15 protein-coding genes are annotated in these 13584 nt (G+C 72.4%); 7 read left to right on the top strand and 8 right to left on the bottom strand.

Annotated features, from left to right (window positions below):
• Window positions 1-571 precede the first annotated feature (571 nt).
• Together ACFXOA_RS04020 and ACFXOA_RS04015 are read left to right on the top strand one after the other, a co-directional pair.
• Window positions 572-931: a hypothetical protein gene (locus ACFXOA_RS04020; protein WP_362554289.1), complete on the top strand. Its 360-nt coding sequence runs from the start codon at window positions 572-574 to the stop codon at window positions 929-931.
• Window positions 932-933: 2 nt separating this feature from the next.
• A complete protein-coding gene (locus ACFXOA_RS04015) occupies window positions 934-1380 on the top strand; it encodes a hypothetical protein (protein WP_385022071.1) in 447 nt (148 codons plus the stop codon).
• Window positions 1381-1396: 16 nt separating this feature from the next.
• Here the strand turns inward: ACFXOA_RS04015 and ACFXOA_RS04010 are convergent, their stop codons facing one another.
• From ACFXOA_RS04010 to ACFXOA_RS04000, 3 genes are all read right to left on the bottom strand, one after another.
• Window positions 1397-1900 carry a GNAT family N-acetyltransferase gene (locus ACFXOA_RS04010; protein WP_385022068.1) on the bottom strand — a complete coding sequence of 168 codons (504 nt, stop codon included), beginning with the start codon at window positions 1898-1900 and terminating at the stop codon, window positions 1397-1399.
• Between the two features lie 36 nt (window positions 1901-1936).
• Window positions 1937-2443: a sigma-70 family RNA polymerase sigma factor gene (locus ACFXOA_RS04005; RefSeq protein WP_385022109.1), complete on the bottom strand. Its 507-nt coding sequence runs from the start codon at window positions 2441-2443 to the stop codon at window positions 1937-1939.
• A gap of 293 nt (window positions 2444-2736) precedes the next feature.
• Entirely contained in the window at window positions 2737-3900 is a 1164-nt protein-coding gene (locus ACFXOA_RS04000) for a glycerophosphodiester phosphodiesterase (protein WP_385022065.1), read from the bottom strand.
• A gap of 232 nt (window positions 3901-4132) precedes the next feature.
• Between ACFXOA_RS04000 and ACFXOA_RS03995 the strand changes: the two genes are divergently transcribed.
• Complete coding sequence (locus tag ACFXOA_RS03995; RefSeq protein WP_385022062.1) at window positions 4133-4804, top strand: lysophospholipid acyltransferase family protein; 672 nt, start codon at window positions 4133-4135, stop codon at window positions 4802-4804.
• 38 nt (window positions 4805-4842) lie between these two features.
• Here the strand turns inward: ACFXOA_RS03995 and ACFXOA_RS03990 are convergent, their stop codons facing one another.
• On the bottom strand, window positions 4843-6390 hold the full coding sequence (locus ACFXOA_RS03990) for an MFS transporter (RefSeq protein ID WP_385022059.1): 1548 nt from the start codon (window positions 6388-6390) through the stop codon (window positions 4843-4845).
• Window positions 6387-6938, bottom strand: a complete 552-nt coding sequence (locus tag ACFXOA_RS03985) for a TetR/AcrR family transcriptional regulator (protein ID WP_385022056.1) — start codon at window positions 6936-6938, stop codon at window positions 6387-6389. Before ACFXOA_RS03985 ends, ACFXOA_RS03990 begins: the two co-directional genes overlap by 4 nt.
• 221 nt (window positions 6939-7159) lie before the next feature.
• Between ACFXOA_RS03985 and ACFXOA_RS03980 the strand changes: the two genes are divergently transcribed.
• Window positions 7160-7663, top strand: a complete 504-nt coding sequence (locus tag ACFXOA_RS03980) for a hypothetical protein (RefSeq protein ID WP_385022053.1) — start codon at window positions 7160-7162, stop codon at window positions 7661-7663.
• A gap of 54 nt (window positions 7664-7717) precedes the next feature.
• On the opposite strand, the gene ACFXOA_RS03975 is transcribed toward ACFXOA_RS03980, so the two are convergent.
• A complete protein-coding gene (locus ACFXOA_RS03975; RefSeq protein ID WP_385022051.1) occupies window positions 7718-8689 on the bottom strand; it encodes an aldo/keto reductase in 972 nt (323 codons plus the stop codon).
• Between the two features lie 66 nt (window positions 8690-8755).
• Window positions 8756-10189, bottom strand: coding sequence for an argininosuccinate lyase (gene argH / locus ACFXOA_RS03970; protein WP_385022048.1), 1434 nt, complete (start codon window positions 10187-10189; stop codon window positions 8756-8758).
• 210 nt (window positions 10190-10399) lie between these two features.
• Between argH and ACFXOA_RS03965 the strand changes: the two genes are divergently transcribed.
• From ACFXOA_RS03965 to ACFXOA_RS03955, 3 genes are all read left to right on the top strand, one after another.
• Window positions 10400-11623, top strand: a complete 1224-nt coding sequence (locus tag ACFXOA_RS03965) for a hypothetical protein (RefSeq protein WP_385022045.1) — start codon at window positions 10400-10402, stop codon at window positions 11621-11623.
• 42 nt (window positions 11624-11665) lie between these two features.
• Window positions 11666-12265, top strand: a complete 600-nt coding sequence (locus tag ACFXOA_RS03960) for a pyridoxamine 5'-phosphate oxidase family protein (protein WP_385022042.1) — start codon at window positions 11666-11668, stop codon at window positions 12263-12265.
• Between the two features lie 64 nt (window positions 12266-12329).
• On the top strand, window positions 12330-13031 hold the full coding sequence (locus ACFXOA_RS03955) for a L,D-transpeptidase family protein (protein WP_385022039.1): 702 nt from the start codon (window positions 12330-12332) through the stop codon (window positions 13029-13031).
• On the opposite strand, the gene ACFXOA_RS03950 is transcribed toward ACFXOA_RS03955, so the two are convergent.
• Window positions 13025-13570: an arginine repressor gene (locus ACFXOA_RS03950; protein WP_362554330.1), complete on the bottom strand. Its 546-nt coding sequence runs from the start codon at window positions 13568-13570 to the stop codon at window positions 13025-13027. The two genes, ACFXOA_RS03955 and ACFXOA_RS03950, sit on opposite strands and share 7 nt — an antisense overlap.
• Window positions 13571-13584: the final 14 nt, after the last annotated feature.

The raw sequence follows: 13584 nt of genomic DNA, 5'->3' as shown, positions 1-13584 counted from the left end.
TCCGTCACTGTCGTTTACAGGGCGTGGTGTCCGCCGGGACGGGGTATTTGGTGTGTTTAGTGTGTTCTCTGTGGTCGCCGGGTGGGAGTCTCGGCATGCCCCGGACCCGGCGGCCGCCGGGTCCGGGGCATGCCCGGGCAGGCTCGGTCCGCTGGGTGCGGACGGCACGGGCTCGGTCTCGCTTCGGGGCGCGAGGCTCAGGCGGGGGCCCTCAGAAGGCGCGCATTCGACACATACGACGAGCACCGGGCGTCAGGATCGCCTCGGTCGCAGGGGTGCGGCAGCTCGTCGTGGTCATGGCCCAAGTAAAACAGACGTAACGAGCCGGGGATCCGGCATGTCCGCATAGCGGACGCGTCCGGACGGGGGGTCCATGCAGCGGCGGTCGCCCTACGCAACGCCCTGACCAGCGAAAACGCGGGCGCCCAGGCGATGCCCGGTCGGGGAGCGAGACGATCATGCCGTCCGGCGCCTGTGGCAAAGGCCACGATTGCCCGGACCGCCCCCGGCAGGGCACGTGGTGCCGGGCCCGCACGCCGGGCGGCTCCCGGGCCGTAATACCCTCGACCTCATGCTCGACGCCCTGACGGTCGCGGTCGCCGTGACCGCGCTCGCCCTCGCCGCCTGGTGCGGATTCGCCGCCTACCGGGACCAGCCCACGAAGGACTGGCACTTCATCGGCATGGCCGTGGTCTCCGTCCTGGCGCTGGCCCAGTTGCTGGTGGGCATCGTGCAGCTCGCGCGGGGCGAGCGGCCCGACCAGGGCATGACGATCTTCATCGCGTATCTGATCGGCGCGTTCGCGACGGTACCGGCGGCGGGTCTTCTGTCGCTGTCGGAACGGACCCGCTGGGGTTCGGTGACGGTGGCGGCCGGTGCCGTCGTGCTCGCCGTCCTCGAAGTGCGGCTCTACGACATCTGGGGAAACTGACCATGAATGACACCGACCGCGCCGGCGCGCCCACCGCGACCGCCCCGGAGCAGAGGCAGCAGTTCGAGCTCGGCAGCGGCCCCGGACGGGTACTGGTGTGGTTCTACGGGGTGTTCACCGTCGCCGCCGCGTCCCGTTCGATCGTCGAGATGATCCTCGACTTCGGGAAGGCGCCCCTCGCCTACACCCTGTCGGCCCTCGCCGCGGTCGTATACGGCTTCATCACGTACTCGCTGGTGCGAGGCGGCGAGAAGGCGCGCAGGGCGGCGCTGATGTGCTGCGCCGCCGAACTCGCGGGTGTCCTGGTCGTCGGCACGTGGACCCTGGTGGAGCCTTCCGCCTTCCCCGACAGCACCGTGTGGTCGGGATTCGGCATGGGCTACCTGTTCATCCCGGTGATCCTTCCGGTCACCGGGATGATCTGGCTGCGCCGCGCGCGTCAGGCCTGAGGCCGGGCGGGGCAGTTCAGGCGCTGGTCACGTAGGCCTTCGCCTGGACGTCCTTCTCCAGCAGGACGAGCCTGACACCGTCACCCCCGGTGGTGTTTCCCACCAGCGTGTAGCCCGCCTTCCGGTAGAGCCGGAGGTTGCCCTCGCTCCGCTCCCCCGTGTGCAGCCGGAAGCGAGTGGCCGAACGTCCGTCCGTCAGACCGGATTCGGCGGCCCGCAGCAGACGGCTGCCGAGCCCGTGGTTGCGGAGCCTCGGGTGGACGCAGAGTTTCCCGATCCGGCCCACGCCGTCGGTATCGGTGAAGCCGCGTACCGAACCGACCACTTCGTCACCGAGCCTGGCCACGAACACCAGATCGGTGGCGACTTCACCGCGCACGGATTCGAGGCTCTGGACCAGGGGCTCGATCCGGTAGTTGCCGTAGAGCTCGGCCTCGCTCTGGAAGCAGAGGTACTGGAGCCTGAAGATCTGTTCGACGTCCCGCGCTTCCGCCGCCGAGATGGTCACACTCATGCCCATGTGTGCATGCCTCCCGCTCACCTGTCCACCGGTTGTCTACCGCTCCATTCCCCACCGTTCAGGAGCTGCAACCTCAGCCGCGAGCATTCTGCGCAGACATCCAAGGCATCGGGAACGCATAGGACCCAAACTGCCCTGTGACATACCCAACTCCCCTGCGATTTCCCGGTAGGTCGGGTCGTGGGGAGCCAGCATCGCCTCGAGTAAGCGGGGGCACCGGCCGGGGAGCCTGCGTACCGCGGCGCGCAGCGCCCTGTGTTCGGCCGCGCCCAGCGCGATCCGTTCGGGGCAGTCCCCCCAGCCGCCCGGCGGGCCCTCCGCGGCGTATCCGCGTTCGCGCAGCGTACGCCGCCGGGTCGCCCGTGCCTCCGCCCTGACCGCGGCACGGACCCAGCGGCCGGCGTCGGCGGGGACCGCCGGACCGGACCGGCGCTCCAGGAGGCGCAGCCAGACACCCTGTTCGAGATCGGCGGCCTCGGAACCGGAGGCGTGGGCCTCCGCCCCGGCCTCCGCGCGCACCAGCGCCTCCAGCGCCTCGACCAGCGCCTGACCCCGGTCGCCCGCGCCCTTCCCGGGAGCGGGAGCGGGACCGGGAGCGGGCCCGGGACCGGGAGCGGGGGTGCCCGGCGGAGCCGTGGACGTCGCCCGGGTCGGCGCCGGGCCGGTCGGGGCGGAGGCCGAGGCGCGCGCCCGAGCGGGAGCCGGCCCCGGCGAATCATGATCAAGAAGAGTCATGCCCCGTCAACGCTCCCCGCCCGCGGGCGGTTGCCTCACCCGGGGAGCTCCACCCGACCGGGGCACGGGGGCCGGGCGGCTGACGCGCCCGGCCCCGCCGCTCAGTCCCGGTCGAGGTCGGCGGCCGCGAGCAGGGCGGTGTCCGGGTTGTCGGAGAAGATCCCGTCGATTCCCGCCTCGAAGTACGCCCGGGCGGCGCCGAACACGTCGCCGTAGGCGTTCGGGTCGGTGCCACGGCGGAAGTCCGCGGGCAGGAAGGTGTTCTCGTTGCGCAGGGTGTACGGGTGCAGCACCAGACCCAGCGCGTGCGCGTCCCGGACGAGGGAGGTGGGGGTGGTCAGCCTGCCGGCGGCGTCCTTGGGGATGACCAGGTCCAGCGTGGGCCCGATGCCCTGCGCGAACGAGGCGATCCACTTCAGCCCTTCCGGCTTCACCAGGTCGGCGACCGTCCGGGGGTCTCCGGACTCGACGAAGTCCCAGGGCCGTTCCTTCGGGCCGGACAGCAGGACGACCCGCGGGGTGGAGACCAGCTTCGCGAGCCGCCGCACCGAGCCCGGTTCGAAGGACTGGAGGATCAGCGGGGAGTCCGCCCGGTGGCGGCCGTACCGGCGCAGCAGCCTGGCGAGTGGCTCCTCCAGGCCGAGCCCCAGGCCGCGGAAGTAGGAGGGGTGCTTGGTCTCGACGTAGAGCCATACGGGCCGGCCGCGCCGGCGGCCCTCCGTGTCGGCCCAGCGCAGGACCTCCTCGAACGTGGGGATCTGCCAACGACCGTCGTACAGGGTGTTCTCCTGGCGGTTGGCGGGGATGCGCTCCTTCGCCCGGAGGGTCTTCAGCTCGGCGAGGGTGAAGTCCTCGGTGAACCAGCCGGTGAGCGACACCCCGTCGACCTTCTTGGTGGTCCTGCGGCCCGCGAACTCGGGATGCTCCGCGACATCGGTCGTGCCGGTGATGTCGTTCTCGTGACGGCAGACCAGGTGCCCGTCCTTGGTCGGCACGAGGTCCTGCTCGACGATGTGCGCGCCCATGTCGAGCGCCAGTTGGTACGAGCCCAGCGTGTGCTCGGGCCGGTAGCCGCTGGCGCCCCGGTGGCCGATGACGGTGGGCACGGGCAGGTCACGGTAGGAACCGTGGCCCCTCCCCCCGCGGTCCGGTGCACCACGCCCGGCGGCCTGCGCCGTTCCGGTGACACCGAGGGCGGCCGTGCCGAGGACGGCGGCCCCCAGCAGTGTCCGCCGGCCGGGCCCGTCCTGCGTGCGCTCTGTCATGGATGCTCCTCGCATGTGATGTCCGGCACCTTCGGGCGAGGCCCGATCGTAGGGAGCTACGCCATCCAGGGGGCGGCGGGTGGACGAACACGGCGGAAACACACGTCAACACTGCGTATCCACCGGGTGAACCCGATGTGCGGCGAGGCGGTACCCGCGAGTATCGTCCTCACCTGCACATACCCTCGCGAACACCAGCACCGGCCAACCGGCCACGACACCGGAGGATGCGTTGTCCCGACTCACGGTCATCAAGGCAGTGCTCGGACCGATCCTGCGCCTGCTCTTCCGCCCCCAGGTGGAAGGCGTACAGAACATCCCTGGGACCGGGCCGGTGATCCTCGCGGGCAACCATCTGACCTTCATCGACTCGATGATCATGCCGATCTGCTGCGACCGTCCGGTGTTCTACATCGGCAAGGACGAGTATGTGACCGGCAAGGGCGTCAAGGGCCGGCTGATGGCGTGGTTCTTCACCGGCTGCGGCATGATCCCGGTGGACCGGGACGGCGGGCGTGGCGGTGTGGCGGCGCTCATGACGGGCCGCCGGGTACTGGAGGAGGGAAACGCCTTCGCCATCTACCCCGAGGGCACCCGCTCCCCCGACGGCCGCCTCTACCGCGGCCGCACCGGTATCGCGCGGCTGACCCTGATGACCGGCGCGCCGGTCGTGCCGTTCGCGATGATCGGCACCGACAAGCTCCAGCCGGGCGGCGCCGGTCTGCCCCGCCCCGGCAAGGTGACGGTCCGCTTCGGCGAGCCCATGGAGTTCTCGCGCTACGAGGGCATGGACCGCGACCGCTACGTGCTGCGGGCGGTGACGGACTCGGTGATGGCCGAGGTGATGCGGCTGTCGGGCCAGGAGTACGTCGACATGTACGCCACCAAGGCCAAGGCCGCCTGACCCGCGCCGCCCGGGGCCACGCCCCGCCCCCGGCGCTCTCATTCGTCCGGGATGATGCCCTCCTCGAGCTCCTGCCCGCGCAGGAGGAACCACGCCGTGGTCGCCGTGGCGAGGAGCACCACCGCGCCGACCGCCGCCGACACCCGCAGTCCGTTGACGAACGCCTCCTGGGCGGCGAGGACGAGCTCCTGCCCCTGTTGCGCGGGAAGGTGCTCGGCCGTCTCCACGGCCCCGCCGAGTGATTCGTGTGCCTTCTCCACGGCGGCCGCCGGAATGCCCTCCGGCGTGCCGAAGCCCTGGTAGATGCCCGTGACGATGGAGCCGAGCAGGGCGATGCCCAGCGCCGCACCCAGCTCGTACGCCGTCTCGGAGACCGCGGACGCCGCCCCTGCCTGCTCCTTCGGGACGCTGGAGAGGATCACGTCGGACGTGACGGTGAAGGCGAAGCCCGCGCCGACGCCGACCACCAGGAGAAGCGCGCCGATCAGGGGGTAGCCGGTCTCCTTGTGGATCACCGTGACCACGGCGAGGCACACCCCGATCGCCCCCAGGCCGCCCGCGACGACGGACCGGACCGACCAGCGGCGCGCGACCCGGCCCGCCAGGAGCCCGGCCGTCACCGCGCCGACCGCGGCGGGCAGTTCCGCGAGTCCCGCTTCGAGCGGTCCGCGGCCCTGGACCAGTTGCAGGAACTGCGAGAGGAAGAAGACGATCCCGGACAGGCCGAGGATCGTGAGCAGGTCCGCGAGGACCGCGCCGGAGAACCCGCGGTGGTGGAAGAGCCGCATGTCCAGGAGCGGGGCGGGCAGCTTCAGCTGGCGGCGCGCGAACCAGACCAGGGCCAGGATCCCGAGGACCGCGATCACGACGTTCGCCCAGCTCAGCCCGTGGGCCGCCGCTTCTTTGATGGCGTAGACCACGGCCACCATGCCGACCAGGGAAAGCCCCACACTGGGCAGGTCCCAGGGGCCCGGCGCCGGGTTCCTGGACTCGGGGATCATCCTGATGCCCACGGCCACGAGCACCGCCATGACGGGCAGGTTGATCAGGAAGACCGATCCCCACCAGAAGTGCTCCAGCAGGAGTCCGCCCACGACCGGTCCGACCGCGGCGCCCGCGGATGCCATGGCGCCCCAGATGCCCACGGCGAGGCTGCGTTCACGCGGGTCGTGGAAGAGGTTGCGGATCAGAGCGAGTGTGGAGGGCATCAGGGTGGCGCCCGCTACGCCGAGCAGCGCACGGGCCACGATCATCATCTCGGGGCTGGACGCGTAGGCGTTGAGCACCGACACCGCCCCGAAGGCTGTGGCACCCGTCAGCAGCAGCTTCTTCCGGCCGATGCGGTCGCCGAGGCTGCCCATGGAGACCAGCAGCCCGGCGATCACGAACGAGTAGACGTCGCCGATCCAGAGGAGCTGGGTTCCCGTCGGTTCGAGGTCCTCGCTGAGGAACGGCGTCGCGAGCCCGAGCACGGTCGCGTCGACGGCGACCAGCAGCACGGCGAGGACGAGGACGGCGAGGGCGATCCATCGGCCCGGGTGGTGCGGGTCGCCCGTGACGCCCGCCCGCTGAGAGGTGCTGCTCATTCCCCCACGCTCCGGCGTGCTCCGCCCAGGAGCAACTCGACGATCATGTAGGAGAAGTCCTTGGCGGCGACCCGCCCCGCCTGGACGGACCACGCACAGCTGCCGATCAGGCCGTAGAGCGCCTCGGTCAGCCAGGCCGGCGAGAGGTCGATGCGGAACTCACCGGTCTCCTGTCCGCGGCGGAAGAAGGCGGCGACCCGCGCGTCCAGCCGGTCCCAGCCGGGGTTGACCCCGTCGCCTTCGAAGAGCTGGCTCTCGGAGACCAGGAAGGACAGGAGCCCCGCGCTCGGCTCCACCGCCTCGATCAGTCGCCTGAGCGCGTCCTGCGCCGGTCCCTCGTCGAGGGACGCGGAGTCCAGCGCGGCCCCGAACTCCCGGATCCCGAGCTCCTCGAGCGCTCCCACCAGGGCGTCCCGCCCTGCGAAGTGCCGGTGCAGGGTGGCCCGCCCGATGCCCGCCGCCCGGGCCACCTCGTCCATGGTCGCCGATGACTTGCGGGTCAGCAGTGCCGCGGCACTGCGCAGCACCTGGTCACGATCAAGAGGCATGAGACGACACTAGCCCACATGAGACACCATCGTCCCACCAGAACATCCCGCCCCGCCGTGCAGCAGCAAGGGGCGGGCCCGTCCGGGCACCTCTCATGCGGCCGCGGGTGAGCGGCGCACGCCGTCCGGGAACGCGGCCGCCGTGGCCTCCCTCGGGGCGCCCTCACCGCCGTACCGGTGAACATCCCGGCGGCGGGCCGGCGACCGGGCACCATGGGGCCATGAAGCCGCTGCTGCTGATCGACATCGACGGTCCGCTGAACCCGTACGTGGCTCTCGCCCACCGCCCCGCCCCCGAGGGCTACGCAATCCACCGGATGCGGCCCACGGGATGGCAGGAGGGCCCCGCGCTGCCCGTGCTGCTCAGCACGGCACACGGGGACGGCCTGCTGGCACTCGCGGCGCGGTACGAGCTGGTCTGGGCCACCACCTGGAAGGACGAGGCCAACGTGTGGGTCGGCCCCCGCATCGGGCTGCCTCCGCTGCCGTACATCGACTGGCCCGTGCCGCCCGCTCCGGCCGGTGCGGACGGCGTCCACTGGAAGACGCGCCCCGTCGTCGACTACGCGGACGGGAGGCCGTTCGCCTGGATCGACGACGAGATCTCCGGTTCCGACCAGGCCTGGGTCGACGCGCACCACACCGGACAGGCCCTGCTGCGGCGGATCGATCCCGCGGTGGGACTGGTGCACGAGGACTTCGAGGTGCTCGCCGCCTGGGCCTGAGGCGGGCCGCAGACCCGCGCGGCGCGTGCGGGCGGCCCGGCCCCGGGCGCGGGTTCAGCTCCAGGGCAGTGAGGCACGGTGGCGCCAGTAGGCCTCCGGCTCCTCCACCAGCGCGGCCAGCCGGTCCAGCCTTTCCGGGTCCAGGTCGAGCAGCGGCGCGTGGAGGTTGGCCGCCAACTGGGTGGCGGTGACGGCGCCGGACAGGACGACCCCGGCCCACGGCTGGTGGAGTACGAGCGCCAGGGCGACCGCGTCCGCGTCCAGCCCGGCCTCGTCGCCGATCTCCCTGATGACGGCCGGCGCCTCGGTTCCGGCGAGGCGGCCGTTGGCCATGGCCTCCTTGACGATCACGGTGACCCCGGCCTCGTGGGCCTCGGCGAGCGCCGGCCCCGCGGAGGTCTCCAGCGCGTTGAAGGTGGCCTGGACGGTACGGAACAGGGGTTCGCCGTCCACGGTCACGGCCAGCGCCGCCCGGATGGCGTCGGCCTGTCCGGGACCGCTCGCGGAGAAGCCGACGGTGGTACCGGTCGCGGCGAGCTCGGCGAGGCGCGCGTGCAGGTCCTTGTCGCCGAGCGCCGGGCTGTCGGCCGTCAGCGAGTGGACCTGGTAGAGGTCGAGGCGCTCACCCAGCAGCGCCGCCGTCTCGGCGTGCTGGCGCTCGAAGGCGGCGAGGCCGTGGTCCTTCACCTCGTGCGTCCCGGCGTCCAGGCGCCAGTCACCGGTGTAGGTGTAGCCCCACTTGCTGCCGACGACCACGTCCGCCGCCTCGGGGCGGGCGGTCAGCCACTCGGCGAGGAACTCCTCCGCGCGGCCGTAGGAGCGGGCGGCGTCGATGTAACGGACACCCTGGGCGTAGGCCGCGTCCAGGAGTTCATGGGTGCGTGCGCGCAGCGCGTCGACGCTCCGGTCGTCCGGAAGGTCGCGGTCGCGGTGCGGGGTGATGTAGCCGGGCCTGCCGACGGCGGCCAGGCCGAGCCCGATGTGGGAGGTCGGGGTGGTCGCTCGGTTCAGGCGGGCGAAGGGCATCGCGGGCTCCTCTGGGTCGGTCGTTCCGAACGCCTTCCCGGCAAGGTAGCCCGCGATGCCTGCGAATCATCCCCGCGCGGTCGCCCAGGCGTGCTGCGTCACCAGGTCGGCCTTCACCTCGGCCAGCTGGACGGCGACGGCGGAGGGGGCGGTCCCGCCCCGGCCGTCACGGGAGGCGAGCGCGCCGGGCACGTTGAGGACGGTGCGCACCTGCGGGGTGAGGTGCTCGGAGATCTTCGCGAACTGCTCGTCCGTCAGCTCGTCGAGCTCGATGCCCTCCTGCTCGCACACCTTCACGCACTCACCCGCGACCTCGTGCGCCACCCGGAAGGGGACACCCTTCTTGACCAGCCATTCGGCGATGTCGGTGGCGAGCGAGAAGCCGGCCGGGGCCAGCTCCTCCATGCGCTCCCGGTTCACGGTGAGTGTGGCCATCATCCCGGTGAGGGCGGGGAGCAGGATCTCCAGCTGGTCGCACGCGTCGAAGACCGGCTCCTTGTCCTCCTGGAGGTCGCGGTTGTACGCGAGCGGGAGGGCCTTCAGGGTCGCCATGAGCCCGGTCAGGTTGCCGATGAGGCGGCCAGCCTTGCCCCGGGCGAGCTCGGCGATGTCCGGGTTCTTCTTCTGCGGCATGATCGAGGAGCCGGTGGAGAAGGCGTCGTGGAGGGTGACGAAGGAGAACTCCTTCGTGTTCCAGATGATGATCTCCTCGGCGATGCGGGAGAGGTTGACGCCGATCATCGCGGTGATGAAGGCGAACTCGGCGACGAAGTCGCGGGAGGCGGTGCCGTCGATGGAGTTGGCGACGGAGCCGCCCTCGAAGCCGAGGTCCGCCGCGACCGCCTCGGGGTCGAGCCCCAGGGAGGAACCGGCCAGAGCCCCGGAGCCGTACGGCGACACGGCGGTCCTCGCGTCCCACTGCCGCAGCCGCTCGGCGTCCCGGGCCAGGGGCTGCACATGCGCCAGGATGTGGTGCGCGAAGAGGACGGGCTGCGCGTGCTGGAGGTGCGTGCGACCGGGCATGGCCACGTCCGGGTGGGCCTCGGCGAGGCCCACCAGCGCGTCCTGGAGCTCGGCGATGAGCCCGCCGATGATCCTGGCGTGGTCGCGCAGGTACATCCGGAAGAGGGTGGCGACCTGGTCGTTGCGCGAACGGCCGGCCCGCAGCTTGCCCCCGAGGTCGGCGCCGAGCCGCTCCAGGAGGCCGCGCTCCAACGCGGTGTGGACGTCCTCGTCGGCGATGGTTCCGGTGAACGAGCCGTCGGCGACGGCGGCCTCCAGCGCGTCCAGGCCCTCGATCATGCGGGCCAGCTCGTCCTCGGTGAGCAGACCGGCCTTGGTGAGCACGCGGGCGTGGGCGCGGGACCCTGCGATGTCGTAGGGGGCGAGCCGCCAGTCGAAGTGGACGGACGCGGACAGCTTGGCCAGCGCCTCGGCCGGACCGTCGGCGAACCGGCCGCCCCAGAGGCGTACGTCGCTGTTTCCGGTGCCGTTGCTCACTGCGTGCTCCTCGGGAGTACAAGGGGTGTGCGTCGCCTCACGGCGCCATCGCGTATGGCATAACTATGCAAGGGTCTGCATGTTTTGTCAAAGCAGTCGGTCCGCCGTCGCCGGAACCACGGAATCCGGGGCGGGCGGAAAAGGGCAGGCCACGCCCGTACGTCCGCCCGTACGATTCGGCGGACCGCACACGAGCCGCCCGGGGGACGGATGTACATCGAAGAGGAACCCGCCGACCGCCTCGCGCGCGGCGTCCCGCTCCACGAGGCGCTGGACACGTCCGTCCCGGCGGCCTGGACCGAACTCGACGCGGGGATACGTGCGCGCGGCGCCGGTCGCGCGAGTCCTCTCCCCACGCGCCACAGCCTCCGCGCACTCCCGGAGGGTCCGCCGTCGGCCGCGCAGGAGCCCCTGGTCGCGCTCGCCCTGTGCCACCCGAACGGCAGGGTGCGCGAGGCCGCGCTGGAGCGGGCGGCCGGCGTCCCCGGCCTGTTTCCCCTGCTGTTGGTGCGCAGCACCGACTGGGCGCCACCGGTCCGCGACCGGGCCCGGGAACTGCTCGCCGGCACCACCGCTGCGCAACTCGCCCCGCTGGCACCGCTCGTCCTGGCCCTGGCCGGGCGTGACCGGGGCGGCTTCGCACTCGCGGCGCTTGAGGGCGCGCTGCGCGAGTGCCCGGCGGACGATGTCAGGCCACTGCTGGAGAGCGGTGACAGGGCCGTACGCAGGTTCGCGCACCGCGTCGCCGTCGACCGCCGGCTGCTGAGCGCGGCCGAGCTGGCCGCGACCGCCGCCGGCGCCCGGGACGACGCTCGGCTCCAGGTCATCTGCGCGGAGGCGGCGCTCGCCCTGACCCCGGACGGGGAGGGCTTCGACTCCGTGGTCAGGCCCTTGCTGTCGGCAAGGTCACCGCAGGTCCGGGCCACCGGGGTGACCGGACTGCGCCGCACGGGGCGCCACGGCGAGGCGGCCGCGTACCTGGCCGACCGGTCGGGCCTCGTAAGGGCCTGCGCCCGGTACGTCCTGCGGCAGGGCGGCACCGATCCACTCCCCCTGTACCGGTCGATGTGCGCGGAGCCGTCGGAACACCCCGCGGCGGCGGCCGGGCTGGGCGAGTGCGGTACGCGGGACGACGCGGGCGTCGTCGAGACCCTGACGGCGCACCACCACCCGTCCGTACGCGCCCACGCCCTGACCGGGCTGCGGGCCCTCGACGCCGTGCGGGCCGAGGCGGTGGAGCCGCTGCTCGACGACCCGGTACCCGCGGTGGTGCGGGGCGCGGCGCGGGCTCTGCTCCCGTACGCCGCCGGGCTCGACCGGACCCGGCTGCTCGCCCGGCTCGGGCCGGACCGGCCACGCGCCGCGCGTACGGCGGCGCGGCGGCTCCTGGACGCGCAGGACCGTGCGCGCGTCCGGGGACTGCCCGGAGTGTGAAATCACCGGCTCGCCGCGGAAGGTCCGCACCAGAATGCCCTCATGGGAAAAACACATGAACGCATCGAGGGCAGGCTCAGGACGTTCATCGAGGAGCAGCCGCTCTTCTTCACCGCCACGGCGCCCCTGGGTGACGACGGCACGATCAACCTCTCGCCCAAGGGCGTGCGGGGTTCGTTCGCGGTGATCGACGAACTGACCGTGGCCTACCTCGACTTCGCCGGCAGCAACGCCGAGACGGTCGCCCACCTCCGGGAGAACGGGCGCATCACCCTGATGTGGTGCGCCTTCCAGGGCCCGCCGAACATCGTCCGCGTCCACGGCCGCGGCGAGCCGGTCTTCCGTGACGACCCGCGCTTCCCCGGTCTGCTGGACCACTTCCCCGGGGTGGACCCGACCCCCCACGGGCTCCGCGCGATCATCGTGGTGACCGCCGAACTGGTGCGGGACACCTGCGGTTACGCGGTGCCGTTCATGTCGTACGACGAGGACCGCTCCCTGCACGCCGACCGCTTCCGGCGTGAGGACGACGAGAGCCTGAGCGCCTACTTCGAGAAGAAGCCCGACATCGCCACCAGCATCGACGGGCTGCCGGGTGTCCCGCTGCCCCTGCCCGCGATGCCCTCCCCCTCCGCCGGGTGAGGCGCTGGGCCGTACGGAGCAGGCGCGGTGGGGCCGCTTCCCCGCGCCCCGTACGGTCCGGGGCATGCGCAGACTCCTGGTGACGGTTTCGGTCCTGCTGGCGACGGCCGGCTCGCTCGCCGCGGTGCCGCCGGGGCCGCGCCCGCTCCCCGGACGGCTGGCCGACACCGGCGGCGGGACCCAGCTGATCACCGCCGAGGCTCCCGCCACCACCTCCACCACCGGGACCGTCACCTGGTGGGACCGGCGGGCCGGCGGCTGGGTGGCCGTGGGGTCTGCGCCCGCCCGTTTCGGTGCGGGCGGCCTGGCCGACGGCGCCACCCGCGCCCAGGGCACGAACACGACGCCCACCGGACTGTTCGACGTGCCGTACGCCTTCGGTACGGCCGCCACGCCTGCCGGGACCCGGTACCCGTACCGGCGGATCGGCGCCGACTCGTGGTGGTGCCAGGACAACGACTCCCGTGCGTACAACCGCTGGGTGGAGCCCAGGCCGGGCGACTGCCGTGCGGACGAGGCCGAGCACCTGGTCGGCTTCCCCACCCAGTACGCCCGCGCACTCGTCATCGGCTTCAACTACCACCGCCCGGTGCGCGGCAGGGGCGCCGGGATCTTCCTGCATGTCGACGGCAAGGGGGCGACCGCCGGCTGCGTCTCCGTGCCGGCGGCCGCCATGGCGCGGATCCTCGGCTGGGCCGATCCGGCCCGGCGTCCGCACATCGCGGTCGGGACGGCGTCCGGCCCGACCGCGATCACCCGCTACTGAGGCCCGCGGTCGTTCTGCGCCAGCCGCAGCAGGTGGTCGGCGAGGGCCTGCCCGCCGTTCGGGTCCCTGCTGATCAGCATCAGCGTGTCGTCACCGGCGATCGTGCCGAGGATCGCCTGGAGTTCGGCCTGGTCGATCGCCGAGGCGAGGAACTGGGCGGCGCCCGGCGGCGTGCGCAGCACCACCAGGTTGGCCGAGGCCTCCGCGGAGATCAGCAACTCCGCGGAGAGCCTGCGCATCCGCTCCTCCTTGGCCGAACCTCCCAGCGGGGCCTGCGGGGTGCGGAAACCGCCCTCGCTCGGCACCGCGTAGATCAGCTCGCCCCCGGTGTTGCGGATCTTGACCGCGCCGAGCTCGTCCAGATCGCGGGAGAGCGTCGCCTGGGTGACGCTCAGCCCGTCGTCGGACAGCAGCCTGGCCAGCTGGCTCTGCGAGCGCACCGGCCTGCGGTTCAGGATGTCCACGATCCTGCGGTGGCGTGCCGTGCGGGTCTGCGGCACCGCGGGCCCGCCGTGGTCGGCGTCCTGCGCCTCGGTCATCGTCGTCGCCTCAT

The sequence above is a fragment of the Streptomyces sp. NPDC059166 genome (genome assembly GCF_042755185.1).
Classification (GTDB): domain Bacteria; phylum Actinomycetota; class Actinomycetes; order Streptomycetales; family Streptomycetaceae; genus Streptomyces.
The sequence above is the reverse complement of the archived record's forward strand: the minus strand, read 5'-3'. Positions and strand labels throughout refer to the sequence as shown.

Bases quoted from the DNA above. Each gene is read 5' to 3' on its own strand.
- ACFXOA_RS04020 (WP_362554289.1), top strand. From the start codon at position 572: ATGCTCGACGCCCTGACGGTCGCGGTCGCCGTGACCGCGCTCGCCCTC.
- ACFXOA_RS04015 (WP_385022071.1), top strand. From the start codon at position 934: ATGAATGACACCGACCGCGCCGGCGCGCCCACCGCGACCGCCCCGGAG.
- ACFXOA_RS04010 (WP_385022068.1), bottom strand. From the start codon at position 1,900: ATGGGCATGAGTGTGACCATCTCGGCGGCGGAAGCGCGGGACGTCGAA.
- ACFXOA_RS04000 (WP_385022065.1), bottom strand. From the start codon at position 3,900: ATGACAGAGCGCACGCAGGACGGGCCCGGCCGGCGGACACTGCTGGGG.
- ACFXOA_RS03990 (WP_385022059.1), bottom strand. From the start codon at position 6,390: ATGAGCAGCACCTCTCAGCGGGCGGGCGTCACGGGCGACCCGCACCAC.
- ACFXOA_RS03985 (WP_385022056.1), bottom strand. From the start codon at position 6,938: ATGCCTCTTGATCGTGACCAGGTGCTGCGCAGTGCCGCGGCACTGCTG.
- ACFXOA_RS03980 (WP_385022053.1), top strand. From the start codon at position 7,160: ATGAAGCCGCTGCTGCTGATCGACATCGACGGTCCGCTGAACCCGTAC.
- ACFXOA_RS03975 (WP_385022051.1), bottom strand. From the start codon at position 8,689: ATGCCCTTCGCCCGCCTGAACCGAGCGACCACCCCGACCTCCCACATC.
- ACFXOA_RS03965 (WP_385022045.1), top strand. From the start codon at position 10,400: ATGTACATCGAAGAGGAACCCGCCGACCGCCTCGCGCGCGGCGTCCCG.
- ACFXOA_RS03960 (WP_385022042.1), top strand. From the start codon at position 11,666: ATGGGAAAAACACATGAACGCATCGAGGGCAGGCTCAGGACGTTCATC.
- ACFXOA_RS03955 (WP_385022039.1), top strand. From the start codon at position 12,330: ATGCGCAGACTCCTGGTGACGGTTTCGGTCCTGCTGGCGACGGCCGGC.
- ACFXOA_RS03950 (WP_362554330.1), bottom strand. From the start codon at position 13,570: ATGACCGAGGCGCAGGACGCCGACCACGGCGGGCCCGCGGTGCCGCAG.